The sequence below is a fragment of the Aestuariivirga sp. genome, from assembly GCF_046093005.1.
In the GTDB taxonomy this organism is placed as follows: domain Bacteria; phylum Pseudomonadota; class Alphaproteobacteria; order Rhizobiales; family Aestuariivirgaceae; genus Aestuariivirga.
The window spans coordinates 47,244-62,259 of record NZ_JBJTER010000031.1; the positions used below are offsets into that span (position 1 = coordinate 47,244).

Here is a 15,016-nt window from a genome sequence, read left to right on the forward strand (position 1 = left end):
GGGAGGAGCGGTCTTATCCTCGCGCGGTAGCTGCAACCGCCAGCCTTCACACTACCGTCATTTCCAGCCGGCAGAAACTCGCGCCGGAGATTCGCCATGCCAAGACTCGACAAGCAGCCTTACCTGCATCCCGGCGCAAATGTGCGGAACAGCCAGCTCGGCCATTTTGTCGAGATCGGCGAGGGGGCCCATATTCTGGAATCGGTGCTGGACGATTACAGCTACACGGCGCGCTACGCCGACATCGCATATTCGGAGCTTGGCAAGTTCGTCAATGTCGCGGCCTTTACCCGGCTGAACCCCGGCGAACATCCCTATCACCGCGCCTCGCTGCATCACTTCATGTACCGCTCCAGCTATTACTGGCCGGACGAGGCTGACGAGACCGCCGTCTTCGACTGGCGCCGCTCGCGGCCGGTGCGGGTCGGCCATGACACATGGATCGGCCATGGCGCGGTGATCATGAAGGGCGTGACTATCGGAAATGGCGCCATCATCGCCGCGAAAGCGGTGGTGACCAAGGATGTGCCGCCCTATGGCGTGGTGGCGGGCGCCCCCGCCAGGCTCATCAAATGGCGGCATCCGCAGGCCATCGCCGACCGCCTGCAGGCGCTGGCCTGGTGGGACTGGACGCATGCGCAGCTGAAGCAGGCCCTGCCTGATTTCCGCGCCCTTTCGGCCGAGGCGTTTCTCGAAAAATACGAGCGGTCAGGGGTTGTCATGCAGCCGTTACATTCGGTTGGTTAGACGGGTCATGTTTGATGCTAACAATGAGTCCGGCTCTGCCGGGCGCGCGGCATGGATGCGAATTCTCGCATTGTCGCCGTGGAGCAGGCTTGAAGCCGTCGCCAATGGCTTGAGCGGCACGCCGCATCGTGTGTTGCGCGCGCCGGAAACCGGCTTGGTCATGCTGCGCGGTCGCATGGGCGCCACGGGCGGCGCTTTCAACCTTGGGGAAGCGACTGTGACGCGCTGCGCCGTGCGCCTTGCGGAGAACGTCGAGGGACATGCCTACGTCATGGGCCGCAACGCCGCCCACGCCCATCTGGCGGCGATATGCGACGGCCTGCTGCAATTGCCCGCGCGCCACGCGGAAATCTCCGAAACGGTGATCCGTCCGCTGGAGAAGAGCCTTCAGGAAACCCATGTCATGGCCTCGACCAAGGCGGCTGCCACCAAAGTCGACTTTTTCACCATGGTGCGCGGCGATGACTGAGGCTGGCTTCGCCGAACCTGCCGCGGACGCGGCGCATGCCTTCCGGGCGATCATGAAAGCCATGGCGCGGCCTGGCGTCGTCACCGGTGTGCCGTCCGCGCTCACGCCGCCCGCGCCGCTGCTGCCCGCGGCGGCGGCCATCGCGCTCACGCTGTGCGATTTCCAGACGCCGGTGTGGTTTTCACCTCGCCTCGCCAATGCTGAACTTGCTCAGTACCTGCGCTTTCATACGGGAGCGCCCCTGGTCACCGATGTTTCACGGGCGCTGTTCCTATTCCTCACGGCGGATGATGATACTCCGGCCCTCGAAGACCTGGCCCAGGGAACCCATGAATACCCAGACCGGTCAGCAAGCCTGGTGATCCAGGTCCCGGGCTTTCACACCGGAGCGATCGAGATCGCCGGGCCCGGTATTCCGTCGCCCGCCGGCTTCGGCGTGGCGGGCATCGGCAGTCCGTTCTGGCAAGCCCTTGAGCGCAACCACGCCCGGTTTCCGCTCGGTGTCGATGTGTTCTTCGCCACGTCCAGCTCCATCGCCGCGTTGCCGCGGTCAACCGCCATCCGACTGAAGGAAGCCGCCTGATGTATGTGGCCGTGAAAGGTGGCGAACAGGCCATCGACGCCGCGCACCGCCTGCTGGGCGAGGAGCGCCGCGGCGACCCCTCGGTGCCCTCCCTCAGCCTTGCGCAGATCGCTGAGCAGCTGACGCTGGCCGTCGACCGCGTGATGTGCGAGGGCTCGCTCTATGACCGTGACCTTGCGGCGCTGGCCGTCAAACAGGCGCGCGGCGACCTGATCGAAGCGATCTTCCTGATCCGCGCCACGCGCACCACGCTGGCGCGCTTCGGCTATGCCGCGCCGCTGGAAACATCGCGCATGCGGGTGAAGCGCCGCATCTCCGCCGCCTTCAAGGATATTCCGGGCGGCCAGATCCTTGGTCCCACCTTTGACTATACGCACCGGCTTCTCGATTTTTCGCTGGCTGGCGACGCGCCGCCTGAAACGGCGTCCGCCGCGCCGGCGCCGCTTCATGCGGATATGCCGCGCGTGCTGGAACTGCTCGGCGCTGAAGGTCTGATGGAGCAGCCTTCGCGCGACAACCAGGAGCCGGAAGACCTGACCCAGGACCCGTTGAGCTTCCCGGCCGGCCGTGACCTGCGGCTTCAGAACCTGGCGCGCGGCGACGAGGGCTTCCTGCTGGCGCTCGCTTACTCCACCCAGCGCGGCTATGGCCGCACCCATCCGTTCGCTGGCGAAATCCGCTTCGGCATGGTGGAGGTGAGCTTCACGCCCGAAGAGCTCGGCTTCGCGGTGGTGATCGGCGAGATCGCCGTCACCGAATGCGAGATGATCAACCAGTTCAAGGGCTCCGCGACGGTGAAGCCGCAATTCACCCGCGGCTATGGCCTGTGCTTCGGCCAGGGTGAGCGCAAGGCGATGTCGATGGCGCTGGTCGACCGTTCGCTCAGGGCCGAAGAACTTGGCGAGGAGCGCGTCGCCCCCGCCCAGGACGAGGAATTCGTGCTCTCCCACTCCGACAATGTGCAGGCCACCGGCTTCGTCGAGCACCTGAAGCTGCCGCATTATGTCGATTTCCAGTCAGAACTGGTGATGCTCCGCCGCATGCGCGACGACATTGACCGGGGCCCAGGCAAGCTGGAGGCGGCGGAATGAACGCGCCTGCCTACAACTTCGCCTATCTGAACGAGCAGACCAAACGGATGATCCGCCGGGCAATCCTCAAGGCCATCGCGGTGCCCGGCTATCAGGTGCCCTTCGCCAGCCGTGAAATGCCGATGCCCTATGGCTGGGGCACCGGCGGCGTGCAGGTAACGGCCTCGGTGCTGACGCCGGAAGACACGCTCAAGGTCATCGACCAGGGCGCCGACGACACCACCAATGCGGTGTCGATCCGCAAGTTCTTCGTGAAGACGGCGGGAGTTGCCACCACCGAACGCACCGCGGAAGCGACGGTCATCCAGACCCGCCACCGCATTCCGGAAGCGCCGCTCACCGAGGACCAGATCCTCGTCTTTCAGGTGCCGATCCCGGAGCCGCTGCGCTTCCTCGAGCCGCGCGAGACCGAAACCCGCAAGATGCATGCGCTGGAGGAATATGGCGTGATGCATGTGAAGCTCTATGAGGACATCGCGCATTACGGCGAAATCGCCACCACCTATGCCTATCCGGCGCGGGTGGCGGACCGCTATGTGTTCGATCCCTCGCCGATCCCGAAGTTCGATAATCCGAAGCTCGACAACTGCCCGGCGCTGCAGCTGTTCGGGGCTGGCCGCGAAAAGCGCATCTACGCCATCCCGCCCTATACCAAGGTCAAGAGCCTGGATTTCGAGGATCATCCTTTCGAGGTGCAGCGCTGGGATAAGCCCTGCGCGCTGTGCGGCGCGCGCGACAGCTTCCTCGATGAGATCGTCATGGACGACAAGGGCGGCAGAATGTTCGTTTGCTCGGACACCGACTATTGCGCCGAACGGCGGGGCAAGTCATGAGTGCCCTGCTCTCGGTCAGCGCAATTTCAAAATTCTACGGACCGCGCGTCGGATGCCGCGATGTATCCTTCGATCTCCACGCGGGTGAAGTGCTGGCGATCGTCGGCGAATCTGGCTCGGGCAAGACCACGCTGCTGCGCTGCCTCTCCGGCCATCTGCCGGCAAGCGCGGGCAAATCCGTCTATAGGATGCGCGATGGCCGGAGCGTGGCGCTGGATGAGATGAGCGAGGCGGAGCGCCGCCTGCTGATGCGCACCGACTGGGGTTTCGTGCATCAGGACGCCCGCGAGGGATTGCGCATGGGCGTTTCCGCTGGCGCCAATGTCGGCGAGCGCATGATGGCCGTGGGCGCGCGCCACTATGGAAACATCCGCGAGACCGCCGTCGACTGGCTGAAGCGCGTCGAGGTGCCGGAAGATCGCATCGACGACAGTCCGTGGTCTTACTCCGGCGGCATGCGCCAGCGGCTGCAGATCGCCCGCAACCTGGTCACCTCGCCACGGCTCGTCTTCATGGATGAACCGACCGGCGGGCTCGACGTATCGGTGCAGGCGCGGCTCTTGGACCTCATTCGCGGACTGGTGAAGCGGCTCGATCTCGCCGCCATCGTCGTCACCCATGATCTGGCGGTGGCGCGGCTGCTCTCCACGCGCATGATGGTCATGCAGCAAGGCGAGGTGATTGAACAAGGGCTGACGGATCAGGTGCTGGAGGATCCGCAGGCCCCCTACACCCAGCTTCTGGTTTCCTCGGTTTTGCAGGTCTGACGGATGAGCGCGGTATTGGCGATCGAAAACCTGTCCAAGAGCTTTCTGCTGCACCAGCAGTCGGGAGCCAGGATCGATGTGTTCGACGGGCTTTCAGCCGAACTAAAGCCGGGCGAAGCCGTGGCCGTCACCGGCCCCTCGGGGCGCGGCAAGAGCTCGCTCCTGAAGCTGATCTACGGCACTTATCGGGCCACCGGCGGCGCCATCCGCGTCTTTGATAACGGGCTGTGGACGGACGTCGTCAAGGCCGAGCCGCGCCAGGTCCTCGCGCTGCGCAAGCAGACCATCGGGTATGTGACCCAGTTTCTGCGGGTCATTCCGCGCGTGCCCGCGGAGGTGATCGTCGCCGAGCCGCTGCTCGACCGCGGCATGCCCGAGGAACTGGCGCTGGGACGCGCGCGCTTGCTGCTCGCACGGCTCAACATTCCGGAACGGCTGTGGAAGCTCTCGCCCATGACCTTCTCTGGCGGCGAACAGCAGCGCGTGAACATCGCGCGCGGCTTTGCGGCGCATTTTCCGGTCCTGTTGCTGGATGAGCCCACCGCCTCGCTCGATGCCGAAAACCGGCTGCGCGTTCTGGAACTGATCGCCGAGGCACAAGCCCGCGGCAGCGCTATTCTCGGCGTGTTCCATGACGAGCGCGAGCGCCGCCTGGCCTGCACCCGTGACATTCCGCTGGCCTGAGGAGTTGCCAGGCATGCGATACGCCATCTATTTCGCGCCGCCGCCGGACAGCCTGCTGCATGCGCTGGGCTCGCGCTGGCTTGGCCGCGATGCCTGGACAGGGCAAGCCGTTGACCAGCCCAATGTTCTGGGCATCGGGCGGATGACCATGGAGCCTTGCCGCTACGGGTTCCATGGCACACTGAAAGCGCCCTTCCCGCTCCGCGATGACAAGACGCCGGAAGAGTTGGCGCAGGCCGTAGCGTCGCTGGGATCAAGCGAGGCTTGCTTCAACATCAGGCTGAAGGTGGGCGTGATCGGCGGATTTCTGGCTCTGGTTCCGTCGGGGCCATCGCCCGCGCTCTCCGGTCTTGCCGCGCGTTGCGTGCGCGAGCTTGACGGATTCCGCTTACCGCCGACCGAGGAAGAGTTGAACCGCCGCCGCGCGGCGCGGCTCACGCCCACCCAGGATCAGCATCTGACGCGCTGGGGCTACCCCTATGTGCTGGACGAATTCCGGTTTCACATGACGCTGACAGAACGGCTCGATCCGCCCGAGGAATCGCGGCTGGCCGTAGCCGCGGACGCGCATTTCGCGCCGGCCCTCGCGGAGCCCATCGCCATTGCCGGCCTCACGCTGTTCGTTGAAGCCGCGCCAGGCGCGCCGTTTCTCGCGGCCAATTATGCGCCACTTTCAGCGTCAGCGGCGGGAGCGGCGGCATGAGCGAGACGGTTTTCACCAATGCCAGGATCGTGCTTGCCAATGAGGTGGTGGATGGAACCCTGCGCGTCAGGAATGGCGCGGTCGCTGAAGTGGCCGCGGGCCCCGCTGCGGTAGCCGCCGAGGATTTCGAGGGCGACTATCTGGTTCCTGGTATCGTCGAGCTGCACACCGATCATCTCGAAAGTCATTATCATCCCCGGCCGGGCGTCAACTGGCCGGCCGTTCCGGCGGTGATGGCGCATGACGCGCAAATCGCCGCAGCGGGCATCACAACCGTGTTCGATGCGTTGCGGGCCGGCACTTTCGATCCGGGCGATCTGTCGGCGCAGAATGCCCGGACCCTGGCGACGGCAATCGTCGAGGCACAGGAGCTGGGCCAGCTCAGGGCCGAACATTTCATTCATCTGCGCTGCGAATTGCCATGCCCTGACACCGCCGAGTCCGCGCGGATGACGGCCGCCTCCGGCCCCCTGCATATCATCTCGATCATGGATCACACGCCGGGCGCCCGGCAGTTCGTTTCCATCGAGAAGTTCAAGGAATACTATCTGGGCAAGAAGCTGGTGCTGCCGGAACAGATGGACGGCTACATTGCCGAGCGCCGGGAATTCCAGTCACGCTACGCGGCGGCCAACAAGCAGGCCATTCTGGAACTGGCGCGGAGCATGGGTGTGCGGGTGGCAAGCCACGACGACGCCACGCTCGCCCATGTCGAGGAGGCCATAGCCGACGGCGTGTCGATTGCCGAGTTTCCGACCACTCAGGAGGCCGCCGCCGCCGCCCACCGCAACGGGCTGGCGGTGCTGATGGGCGCGCCCAATGTGGTTCGCGGCCGGTCGCATTCAGGCAATATCTCCGCCGCCGATGTGGCGGCGAATGGTCATCTCGATGTCCTTTCCTCTGATTATGTGCCGTCGAGCCTGTTGCCGGCGGTGTTCCGGCTGGCGGCCGAGGTGCCGGGCATTTCGCTTCCCGAGGCGATCAGGCTGATCACCCTCAATCCCGCCCGCGCCGCGGGGCTCGAGGACCGCGGCGTCATCGCTCCCGGCAAGCGCGCGGACTTTCTTCAGGTGCGGGTGGCAGGTGGCATTCCCATCGTGCGGCGTGTCTGGCGCGAAGGCCGGCGGGTGATGTGATGATGGCAAGACCCGGACATCTGGTTCTCGTCGTCGGCCCCAGCGGCGCCGGCAAGGACAGCGTTCTGAACGCGGCGAAGGATGCGCTGAAGGCTGACCGGAGCTTTGTTTTCCCCCGGCGCTTCGTCACGCGTCTCAATATGCCGGCCGCCGAAGATCATGTGTCGATGACGGAGATGGAATTCGCCATCGCCGTCGCCGAAGACGCGTTCTGCCTGTGGTGGGGCGCGCATGGAAACTATTATGGCATCGGCCAGGCTGTGGAGGGCGACATTGCCGCGGGCGCCATCGTCGCGGTCAATTGCTCGCGCGCCGCCATCGCCGAGGCCTGCGGCCGCTTTGCGCGCGTCTCGGTGGTGGAGATCACCGCGCCGCCAGAGGTGCTGGTGGCGCGCATCCTGGCCCGCGGGCGCGAGAGCGCCGGGCAGGCAATGCAGCGCGTATCCCGCCAGGTGCCGGACTATCCGCCGGGTATGACAGTCGTCCGGATCGTCAATGATGGCCCGCTCGATGAGGCCGTGGCGCAATTCTGCGCTTTCCTGAGATCGCTACAGAACGCGGCCGCGGACCCAGGTGGAGGCGCGCTCGACGGCGAGCACCAGCAGGAAGATCGCGATGATGATGGTCGCGGCCTGGTCATAGTCGAACAGCTCTAGCGAGACCTTCAACTCGATCCCGATTCCGCCAGCGCCGACAAGACCCAGCACCACGGAGCCGCGCGTCGCCTTCTCCAGCGAGAACAGCGAAGTGTTGATCATCGATGGCAGCGCCTGCGGGATCACCGCTGAAAAAATGATGCCGCTGCGGCTGGCGCCCATGGCGGTGAGCGCCTCCCGCGGGCCCTTGTCGGTTTCCTCCATCGCCTCGGCGAAGAAGCGCGCCGCAAATCCGATGGTGTCGATCATCAGCGCCAGCACGCCGGCAGCAGGCCCCAGCCCCACCGCGATCACGAAGACGATGGCCCAGACCAGATCCGGCACGGTGCGGAAGAAGGCCACGAGGCCGCGCACCGCCCATACGATGACCGGATGCGGCGACAGGCTGGGCGCGGCGAGAATGGCCAGCGGCAGACTGAGGATCAGGCCCAGGACCGTACCCGCCACGGCCATCTGGAAGGTCTGCAGCAGCGACCACAGCACCGGTTCAATCCGCTCGAGGGATGGTGGAAACATCTGGTCCACCAGCCGCCCCAGCGCCGGAAGCCCGCGCACCAGCTTATCGATCGAAACGCCGCTGGTGGTGAAGCTGGCGATGACGAAAGCAGCGGCGGCGAGCGCCAGTACGAAAGCGAAGGGGCTCGGCCGCCCGAGACGCGCGGGGAGAGTGGCTTCAGACATAAAGACCCCGCAAATCAGATTCCTTCAGGGCGCTGGACGGCGCATCAAGCTGAATGCGGCCACCGCCCAGCGCGATCACCCGGTCGGAAAAGGCAAGCGCATGGGTGAGGTTGTGGGAGGTGAAGACAACGGTCTTGGCTTCCTTGCGCATCAGGCTCGCGAACAGTTCCATCACCTCGTCACCGGCCTGTGGATCGAGGCTGGCGGCCGGTTCATCGGCGAGAACGATGTCCGGCTGCTGCATCAGGGCTCTGGCGATCGCCACCCGCTGCGATTGTCCGCCTGACAGCGAATCGGCCCGCTGCGCTGCCGTCTGCGGCAGGCCCACTCTTTCAAGGCATGCCATGGCTTCCTCCCGCAGCCGTTTCGGCGCCAGGCTCTGCAGCCAGGCGCGGGCGCCATAGCGGCGCGCTTGCGCCCCGTGAATGACATTGGTGAGGGCCGAGAGGCGGCCCACCAGATTGTGCTTCTGGAACACGAAGCCCAGCCGGGCGCGCAAGCCGCGCAGGCTGCGGCGGCGGTCCAGCACGTCGGTTCCCAGCACCCGGATATGGCCGCCGTCCGGCTCGATCAGCCGGGGAATGCAGCGGAGCAGTGTCGATTTGCCGGCCCCATTGGCGCCGATCAGCGCCACCACGCTTCCGGGCGCGATGTCGAAGGAAATACCTGAGAATACAGGCTTTCCAGATATGAAAGACTTGCTCAGACCGGAGACGGAGATGACGGCGGGCTCACCGGAGCCCGCCGCCGCATCATCATGCTTGAACGCAACGTTCACTTACTCACCGAGGAACTTGGAGAATTCCGGAACGCCAATGGTGCCATACATGGCGCGCACCATGTCGTAGTCCTTGTCGTTCACCTCGGCGACGAAATAGCCGCCGTTGTATTTCTGCGTGTCCTCACCCTTGAGAACGCCCGCCATCAGCGCGTCGCCGTTCTCGAGGAAGGCCTTGCGAACGGCCTCAATGGTCTCCGGCTTGACGTAGGAGGCGGCGATCAGGATGTCGTTCGGCAGGTCCGGCCCGCGGCCGACCACCGCGAATTTCTGGCCCGGGAACTTTTCGCGCACCGAGCGCAGATGGCTCAGATTCATGCCCACCGCCTGCACATCGCCGCGGATCATCGCTTCGATGGCCACGTTGCGCTTGATGATCTCGGCCGTATAGTCGACATTGTATTTGAGCCCGGCGTCAGCCAGAACCTGCGCGGGGCCAAGCTGCTGCGACGTGGAGCCAACCTCGCCGAAGGCCACTTTCTTACCCTTGAGATCAGCCAGGGTCTTGATGTCGCCTTCCGCCATCACCACCAGCTGGGAGAAATAGTCCGGACGGTGCCAGCCCACCACCGGCTTGGCTTCGGTCAGCTTCGCGAACACCACATATTCCGCGGGGCCGGTCAGCACGAAGTCCACCTGCTCGGCGCGCATGGCTTCCACCGCGGCGGTGCGGTTGTTCACAGGCGTGAGTTCCACCTTGAGGCCAGTGGCCTTCTCCAGCTCCTCGACGAAGCCGCCATATTCGCGCTGCAGTTGTTCCATGCCCTCGACATCGGTCACCGCAAGGCGGATCGTCTCGGCCGCGGCCGGTGTGACAGCGAGGCCGGCGGCGAGCGCGGCGCCGGCAATCCAAGACCAGAATTTCATCAGCTCTTCTCCTGTTTGTAATGGCAACCACCCGCTCTCACCAAGCTTTCATGACACTGTCATGAAGATCGGCGAGTTCTCCGCAGCGAAGGAGACCAGCGTGATTGACGAACTGTTCGGAGCCAGGGAAGGCCTGATACGGGGCGGGCTTTGCCTGCTGCCGGGAGAAGGCTTTGTGAAAGCCGATCTGCTTCTGGCGGATGGCAAGATTGCGGAAATCCGGCGCGGCGGCACGGCGGCTGGGAGCGGCATTAACGCCGCTGGCTGCCTGGTCCTGCCGGGCATCGTCGACATTCATGGCGATGCCTTCGAGCGCCAGATCATGCCGCGGCCCAAGACCCTGTTCCCGCTCGACGTGGCATTTCTCGAGACCGACCGGCAGCTCGCCGCCAACGGCATCACCACTGCCTATCATGGCGTCACCGTGTCGTGGGAGCCAGGGCTGCGGAGCCTGGAGCAGGCCCTGGCGATCATCGAAGCCCTCGACCGGCTGAAGCCAGAGCTGCTGTGCGATCACCGGCTGCATCTGCGCTGGGAGACGTTCGCGCTCGATGAGATGGAGGCGGTGAAAGCGCTGTTCGCGCGCGCCCACAAGCCGCTGCTCGCCTTCAATGACCATACCACGCCGACGCTTCGCGGTTCCCGCGCCGACATCAAGATCAAGAGCGCCGCCGAACGGGCGATGATCGATGAAAGCGTCTACATGGCGTTGCTCGAGAAGGCGGCGGCACGCATGGCGGACGTATCTGGAGCAATCAGCGACATGGCGGTGGCCGCACGTGCCCACGGCGTTCCCATGCTGTCCCATGATGACCGGACGGCCGCGGAACGCCATTCCTACCGCGCACTCGGCGCTGGCATCGCGGAGTTTCCGATGAAGCAGGAAGCGCTTGAAGCCGCGGCGCAGGCTGGCGACAGCATTGTTCTGGGTGCCCCCAATGTGGTGCGCGGCGGCAGCCACAACGGCGCGCTGGGCGCTGAACAGGCGATCCGGGAGGAGCGCTGCACCATCCTGGCCTCGGATTACTACTATCCGGCGCCGCTGCGCGCAGCGCTGCTGCTTGCCGAGCGCAATGCCTTGCCACTGGAACGCGGCTGGGAACTGATCGCCGCCAATCCGGCCGCTGCCTGCGGGCTTGATGATCGCGGCCGTATCACGGAAGGCTGCCGCGCCGACCTCATCCTGCTTCCCGAATTCTCGCCGCGGCCGGCCCTGGTCGTGGCCGCCGGCCGCATCGTCCACGCCGGATTCTAGCGTCTTGAGTCAAAAAATTCGCGGAGTGGGTATTGAACGATGATGCCACGGTGTTCCCGCTTTTGCGCGGAGGACTGCATGGCGTCTGTACGAAGGGCTCCTGAGATTGTTTTGACCCCGGAGGAGCATGCTGAGCTTGAAGGTTTGGCGTCGCGGCGCAAGCGGTGGCCATGCGGGCGCGGATCGTGCTTGCCAGCGCGCGGGGCGCGCAGAGCAAGGACATCGCTGTGGAACTTGGCGTATGCGCCAGCACCAAGGGCAAGTGGCGCCGGCGGTTCGCGGCTCCCGGATTTGACGGATTGTATGGCGAACCGCGTTCAGGCAAGCCCGCGGCATTGATGGCGCGCGCATTGAATCGCTGAAAACCGGCCCGCCGCTGCCATGCACTGGAATTCGCGCGGCATGGCTGGGGCAAGCGGGCCGTTGCGCCTCACCCCCGCCAGCGCATCACGGCTCAACCAGGCGGCACGTTTCTTCGCCCTCATCACCGAAAGGAAGATCAGGCGCGGCATCCACGAAAGCGTGGCCGCGCGCAAGGCGGACAACGCAGCCTTCATCAACGCCCGCAACGCGAAACCAAGGCCGTTCAGCTTGATCAAATCAGCAGACCAAATCCTAGCCTCGATCGCGAGGTTCTGTCCCAAACCCCAGCTCAAAAGACAACAAGTTGATCGCCCGGACTTCTGGTTCAGGACACTAGAAATCCCAGCCCAGTTTGGCGGTGACGGCGTTGGACGTGTAATCGCCGTTGAACCAGCCGTCATAGGAAAGCCGCAGGTCAAGCCCGTCGCTGAGCGCCACGTTGAGGTCGGCGCCCACCACAAGGGCATCGCGCGCCACCTCAGACCCCACCACCGTGAAGTCCGTGCCTGGCGGGCCTTCGGCGAAGCTGGCGTCCAGCGTCTGGTAGGTGTCGCCGAACTCATGCGCCCAGGCCAGCGACAGTTCCGGCGAGAACATGCCCGAGGCCGTGCCGATGAGCGAATCGAGCCTGAGACCCAGAATCGACACCGTGGACGAGGCGTCGTTACCGTCAAAACGCAGCGCCGCGCCGCTGCCGCCCACGTCCTTCTCGGTGAAGCCGTTGAGCCTTGCGTCCGCCACGGAAAGCCCGGCGAAGGGCGTCACGTTGCCGATCCCGCCCGCCGCGATGCGGTAGCCGGTCTCGCCGTAGAACGACATCACATCCGAGGACGGATCGCCGGTGAGCCGCCCGGCAATATTGCCCAGACCCGAGATGCCGCGGCTGCCGTCGCCGTCATAGTTGCCATAGGCGGCGATGCCGCGCAGATAGAACACGCTGTTGTCGAAGCCGCCATAAGCCGCCAGCTGCATGCCGCCATAATCGGCGCTGCCGCCGGACCGGCCGCCCCAGCTGTCGGAGGAGCCCGCGCTGTTGAAATAGCCGCCGCTCAGCCCAACGAACCAGTCGCCGTCGAAGCTGTAGTCGGCCCCGAACAGAATGCCATATTGCGTCTCATCGAGGCCCGGCGCGTTGTCATCGCCCTCGAGGCTGTTCCACGATCCGAAGCCGCGCATCCACAGCGCCGCCTCGCCCGGCGTGAAGCAGCCGGTGGCCGAGATCGGCGCTTCGCTGGCCCCCAGGCTGGCGGCCGACCCATCGGCCCTCACATAGTCCCGCGCGCTGCCGCCGCATTCCATGCGCTCGGTGACGATGCGGTTGATGGCGCGGGTGGACCACAGCACCGATTGCAGGTGCTGGGCATACTCGGCCCCGGTCAGCTGGTGGAGATTGCCGCGCAGGGCATTGGCATCGGTGGCCAGCAGCAGCTGGTTGACCAGCGTCTGGTAGGCGGCGCTGCCCTGGTTCATATTCGCGTAGGTGGAATCGATTGCAGAGGCGACACCGCTCTGGTTTGGCGTGTTGGCGAAGGAGGCGAAGCTTGAGGCATTGCGCCCGATCTTGAGAACCACGCTGTTAGGATTGTAAGTGAGGCTCGGGGTCAGCAACAGGAAAGGGTTATTGACGGTCGCGAATGCGCCGCTGACGCCGCCCGCCGCCGTCAGGAAAATGTAGCTGTTTTCAACCTCCGTGCCCGGGGTGAAATTGACGAGGTTCAGCGTGCCGTTGAGCGAGGCCACGCCGCTGACCACGATCCTGTCCGAGGTCAGAGCCACCGAGTCGACTTCGATCACCGTGGTGGAGCCGGCGTTCAGCGTCAGGGTTGCGAAATTCTGGATGCCGATCGAATTGCCCGGCGACAGCGTTCCGCCCGGCTGAACGGTGACGGCGTTAAATGCACCGTTGCCGCCGAGCATGGTGGTATCGCCCACGGTCATTGTTCCGGCCAGCGAACCATTGACGATCAGCTTGCCCTCCAAAATCGCGGTCAGGCCGGTGTAGGTATTTTGTCCGGAGAGCACAAGCGTGCCGGCGCCGATCTTCTCAAGTGGGCGGGATGATGCGTCCTGGGAGATCAGCCCCGCCTGCGTGGCGGTGCCGGATGCCACTTTCAGCTGCGTGCTATTGGAATTGAGTTCGATTTCTCCGGTCCGGGTCACGCCGTCAAGATATTCGACCACCGCGCCGGTGGTGATGATCTTGCCGGTGACCGCATTGTTGCTGGCCAGCACCAGCGTGCCGCCGGACGCCACCGTGACATCGCCCAAGATCGAGCCGGTCACCGTGGTGGCGCCATTCTGCACCGTGGTGGCGCCGGTTCCCGACAGGGTCCCGGCGATCATGCCGCCGTTCAGCGTCTTCGCGCCCGCCGCGCTCAGCGTGGCGCCCGCCGCAAGCAAGCCGCCATCCAGCGTCAGAGAGCCTACCGCCTCCTCGCCCGCGCCGCTAACCACGCCATCGCTGTTCACCGTCACCGCCGCCGTGTCGGCGAGAGAAGCGCCGTCCACCCTCAGCGTGGCGCTGCCAGCAGAGCCGCTGCCGTCGCCCACCTGCACCGCCGCCGAGGCGATGGAGCCGGTCACGTCCAGCGTGCCATCCCTGACATTCGTCGCGCCGGTGTAGGTGTTGGCGCCGGACAGGGTGACCGTGCCGGCGCCCTCCTTGCTCAGCGTGCCGGAGCCGGTGGCAATGGCCCTGTCCACGGAAACATTGCCGGCACCGCCCAGCGTCAGGCTCTGCCCGGCGCCGGTGATGTCGCCGCCGGCGGCGTCCAGCGTGAGCGTGCGGATGTTGCCGCCGTCGTTGGCCGAGATGATCCGGCCATTCTCGGCGATACTGATCGCGCCCGTCAGCGTGTAGCTGCCGCCCACGTTGCTGAGGGTCGCGAAGTTCATTGCCCCGCTGGCAACGCCGAGGGCGAAGGCCTCGGCGACGTTGTTGGCGCCGATCTCCACCGCCGCCCCGTTGTCGATGGTGGTGCCGGCGGTCCCCGTGCCCAGCGCCGCGGCATTGGTGATCCTCAGCGTGCCCGCGCTCACCAGGGTATCGCCGGTGTAGGTGTTGGCGGCGGACAGGATCAGCGTGCCGCTGCCCTCCTTAACGAGGCCGCTCGGGCCGCCGGTGCCGCCGACGCCATTGCCGGCCCCCGCGCCGCCAGACCCGTTGAGGTCAGCGATGACGCCGGAGATGCCATAGGTCTGCGAAGCGGCGATGTCGAAATTGAGCGTTGAGGAGGCGACGAAAAAGCCGGAGCCATAGGCGCTGCCGTTGCCGCCGCCGTCGCCGCCCGCGCCGCCAGTGACGGCGCTTCCCGTCTCGCCGCCGCCGCCGGTGATGGTCAGCTTGCCGCCGGGAACCACGAACACCGCGCCCCCCATCGCGCCGCCGCCACCGCCGCCGTCG

Annotated in this window: 17 protein-coding genes; 12 read left to right on the top strand and 5 right to left on the bottom strand. The window is 65.5% G+C overall.

Annotated elements, in window-relative coordinates:
• Positions 1–96 precede the first annotated feature (96 nt).
• Genes ACKOED_RS02650 through phnN form a run of 10 tightly spaced genes read left to right on the top strand, consistent with a single transcriptional unit; the run spans position 97 to position 7,669 of the window.
• The gene (locus ACKOED_RS02650; RefSeq protein WP_408915027.1) at positions 97–747 is read left to right on the top strand and encodes a DapH/DapD/GlmU-related protein; all 651 of its coding nucleotides are present in this window, start codon (positions 97–99) and stop codon (positions 745–747) included.
• Between the two features lie 55 nt (positions 748–802).
• Positions 803–1,216 carry a phosphonate C-P lyase system protein PhnG gene (gene phnG, locus ACKOED_RS02655; RefSeq protein WP_408915028.1) on the top strand — a complete coding sequence of 138 codons (414 nt, stop codon included), beginning with the start codon at positions 803–805 and terminating at the stop codon, positions 1,214–1,216.
• A complete protein-coding gene (gene phnH / locus ACKOED_RS02660) occupies positions 1,209–1,799 on the top strand; it encodes a phosphonate C-P lyase system protein PhnH (RefSeq protein ID WP_408915029.1) in 591 nt (196 codons plus the stop codon). Before phnG ends, phnH begins: the two co-directional genes overlap by 8 nt.
• Complete coding sequence (locus tag ACKOED_RS02665) at positions 1,799–2,890, top strand: carbon-phosphorus lyase complex subunit PhnI (protein WP_408915030.1); 1,092 nt, start codon at positions 1,799–1,801, stop codon at positions 2,888–2,890. The genes phnH and ACKOED_RS02665 overlap by 1 nt, the downstream gene beginning before the upstream one ends.
• Positions 2,887–3,723, top strand: coding sequence for an alpha-D-ribose 1-methylphosphonate 5-phosphate C-P-lyase PhnJ (locus ACKOED_RS02670; RefSeq protein WP_408915031.1), 837 nt, complete (start codon positions 2,887–2,889; stop codon positions 3,721–3,723). The genes ACKOED_RS02665 and ACKOED_RS02670 overlap by 4 nt, the downstream gene beginning before the upstream one ends.
• Positions 3,720–4,490, top strand: a complete 771-nt coding sequence (gene phnK, locus ACKOED_RS02675; protein WP_408915032.1) for a phosphonate C-P lyase system protein PhnK — start codon at positions 3,720–3,722, stop codon at positions 4,488–4,490. The genes ACKOED_RS02670 and phnK overlap by 4 nt, the downstream gene beginning before the upstream one ends.
• A gap of 3 nt (positions 4,491–4,493) precedes the next feature.
• Positions 4,494–5,174, top strand: a complete 681-nt coding sequence (phnL, locus tag ACKOED_RS02680) for a phosphonate C-P lyase system protein PhnL (protein ID WP_408915033.1) — start codon at positions 4,494–4,496, stop codon at positions 5,172–5,174.
• Between the two features lie 13 nt (positions 5,175–5,187).
• Positions 5,188–5,877, top strand: coding sequence for a DUF1045 domain-containing protein (locus ACKOED_RS02685; RefSeq protein WP_408915034.1), 690 nt, complete (start codon positions 5,188–5,190; stop codon positions 5,875–5,877).
• A complete protein-coding gene (locus ACKOED_RS02690) occupies positions 5,874–7,013 on the top strand; it encodes an alpha-D-ribose 1-methylphosphonate 5-triphosphate diphosphatase (RefSeq protein WP_408915035.1) in 1,140 nt (379 codons plus the stop codon). The genes ACKOED_RS02685 and ACKOED_RS02690 overlap by 4 nt, the downstream gene beginning before the upstream one ends.
• Positions 7,013–7,669, top strand: coding sequence for a phosphonate metabolism protein/1,5-bisphosphokinase (PRPP-forming) PhnN (gene phnN / locus ACKOED_RS02695; RefSeq protein ID WP_408915036.1), 657 nt, complete (start codon positions 7,013–7,015; stop codon positions 7,667–7,669). The genes ACKOED_RS02690 and phnN overlap by 1 nt, the downstream gene beginning before the upstream one ends.
• On the opposite strand, the gene phnE is transcribed toward phnN, so the two are convergent.
• From phnE to phnD, 3 genes are read right to left on the bottom strand one after another with little or no spacing between them, the layout of a single operon-like run.
• Positions 7,562–8,350: a phosphonate ABC transporter, permease protein PhnE gene (phnE, locus tag ACKOED_RS02700; protein WP_408915037.1), complete on the bottom strand. Its 789-nt coding sequence runs from the start codon at positions 8,348–8,350 to the stop codon at positions 7,562–7,564. The genes phnN and phnE overlap by 108 nt on opposite strands.
• Positions 8,343–9,128 carry a phosphonate ABC transporter ATP-binding protein gene (locus tag ACKOED_RS02705; protein WP_408915038.1) on the bottom strand — a complete coding sequence of 262 codons (786 nt, stop codon included), beginning with the start codon at positions 9,126–9,128 and terminating at the stop codon, positions 8,343–8,345. The genes phnE and ACKOED_RS02705 overlap by 8 nt, the downstream gene beginning before the upstream one ends.
• Positions 9,129–9,995 (bottom strand): phosphate/phosphite/phosphonate ABC transporter substrate-binding protein, encoded by an 867-nt coding sequence (gene phnD, locus ACKOED_RS02710; RefSeq protein WP_408915039.1) that lies wholly within the window; start codon positions 9,993–9,995, stop codon positions 9,129–9,131.
• 61 nt (positions 9,996–10,056) lie between these two features.
• Between phnD and ACKOED_RS02715 the strand changes: the two genes are divergently transcribed.
• Both ACKOED_RS02715 and ACKOED_RS02720 read left to right on the top strand, forming a co-directional pair.
• Positions 10,057–11,250, top strand: coding sequence for an alpha-D-ribose 1-methylphosphonate 5-triphosphate diphosphatase (locus tag ACKOED_RS02715; RefSeq protein WP_408915040.1), 1,194 nt, complete (start codon positions 10,057–10,059; stop codon positions 11,248–11,250).
• 170 nt (positions 11,251–11,420) lie between these two features.
• On the top strand, positions 11,421–11,612 hold the full coding sequence (locus ACKOED_RS02720; RefSeq protein WP_408915041.1) for a helix-turn-helix domain-containing protein: 192 nt from the start codon (positions 11,421–11,423) through the stop codon (positions 11,610–11,612).
• Here ACKOED_RS02720 and ACKOED_RS02725 read toward each other — a convergent pair.
• Both ACKOED_RS02725 and ACKOED_RS02730 read right to left on the bottom strand, forming a co-directional pair.
• Positions 11,568–11,894, bottom strand: a complete 327-nt coding sequence (locus ACKOED_RS02725) for a hypothetical protein (protein ID WP_408915042.1) — start codon at positions 11,892–11,894, stop codon at positions 11,568–11,570. The two genes, ACKOED_RS02720 and ACKOED_RS02725, sit on opposite strands and share 45 nt — an antisense overlap.
• A 52-nt stretch (positions 11,895–11,946) precedes the next feature.
• A partial coding sequence (locus ACKOED_RS02730) for an autotransporter domain-containing protein (RefSeq protein ID WP_408915043.1) occupies positions 11,947–15,016 on the bottom strand: 3,070 nt, incomplete at its 5' end.

Bases quoted from the DNA above. Each gene is read 5' to 3' on its own strand.
- ACKOED_RS02650 (WP_408915027.1), top strand. From the start codon at position 97: ATGCCAAGACTCGACAAGCAGCCTTACCTGCATCCCGGCGCAAATGTG.
- ACKOED_RS02685 (WP_408915034.1), top strand. From the start codon at position 5,188: ATGCGATACGCCATCTATTTCGCGCCGCCGCCGGACAGCCTGCTGCAT.
- ACKOED_RS02715 (WP_408915040.1), top strand. From the start codon at position 10,057: ATGAAGATCGGCGAGTTCTCCGCAGCGAAGGAGACCAGCGTGATTGAC.
- phnD (WP_408915039.1), bottom strand. From the start codon at position 9,995: ATGAAATTCTGGTCTTGGATTGCCGGCGCCGCGCTCGCCGCCGGCCTC.
- phnG (WP_408915028.1), top strand. From the start codon at position 803: ATGCGAATTCTCGCATTGTCGCCGTGGAGCAGGCTTGAAGCCGTCGCC.
- ACKOED_RS02720 (WP_408915041.1), top strand. From the start codon at position 11,421: ATGCGGGCGCGGATCGTGCTTGCCAGCGCGCGGGGCGCGCAGAGCAAG.
- ACKOED_RS02690 (WP_408915035.1), top strand. From the start codon at position 5,874: ATGAGCGAGACGGTTTTCACCAATGCCAGGATCGTGCTTGCCAATGAG.
- ACKOED_RS02670 (WP_408915031.1), top strand. From the start codon at position 2,887: ATGAACGCGCCTGCCTACAACTTCGCCTATCTGAACGAGCAGACCAAA.
- phnL (WP_408915033.1), top strand. From the start codon at position 4,494: ATGAGCGCGGTATTGGCGATCGAAAACCTGTCCAAGAGCTTTCTGCTG.
- phnK (WP_408915032.1), top strand. From the start codon at position 3,720: ATGAGTGCCCTGCTCTCGGTCAGCGCAATTTCAAAATTCTACGGACCG.
- phnE (WP_408915037.1), bottom strand. From the start codon at position 8,350: ATGTCTGAAGCCACTCTCCCCGCGCGTCTCGGGCGGCCGAGCCCCTTC.
- ACKOED_RS02665 (WP_408915030.1), top strand. From the start codon at position 1,799: ATGTATGTGGCCGTGAAAGGTGGCGAACAGGCCATCGACGCCGCGCAC.
- phnN (WP_408915036.1), top strand. From the start codon at position 7,013: ATGATGGCAAGACCCGGACATCTGGTTCTCGTCGTCGGCCCCAGCGGC.
- phnH (WP_408915029.1), top strand. From the start codon at position 1,209: ATGACTGAGGCTGGCTTCGCCGAACCTGCCGCGGACGCGGCGCATGCC.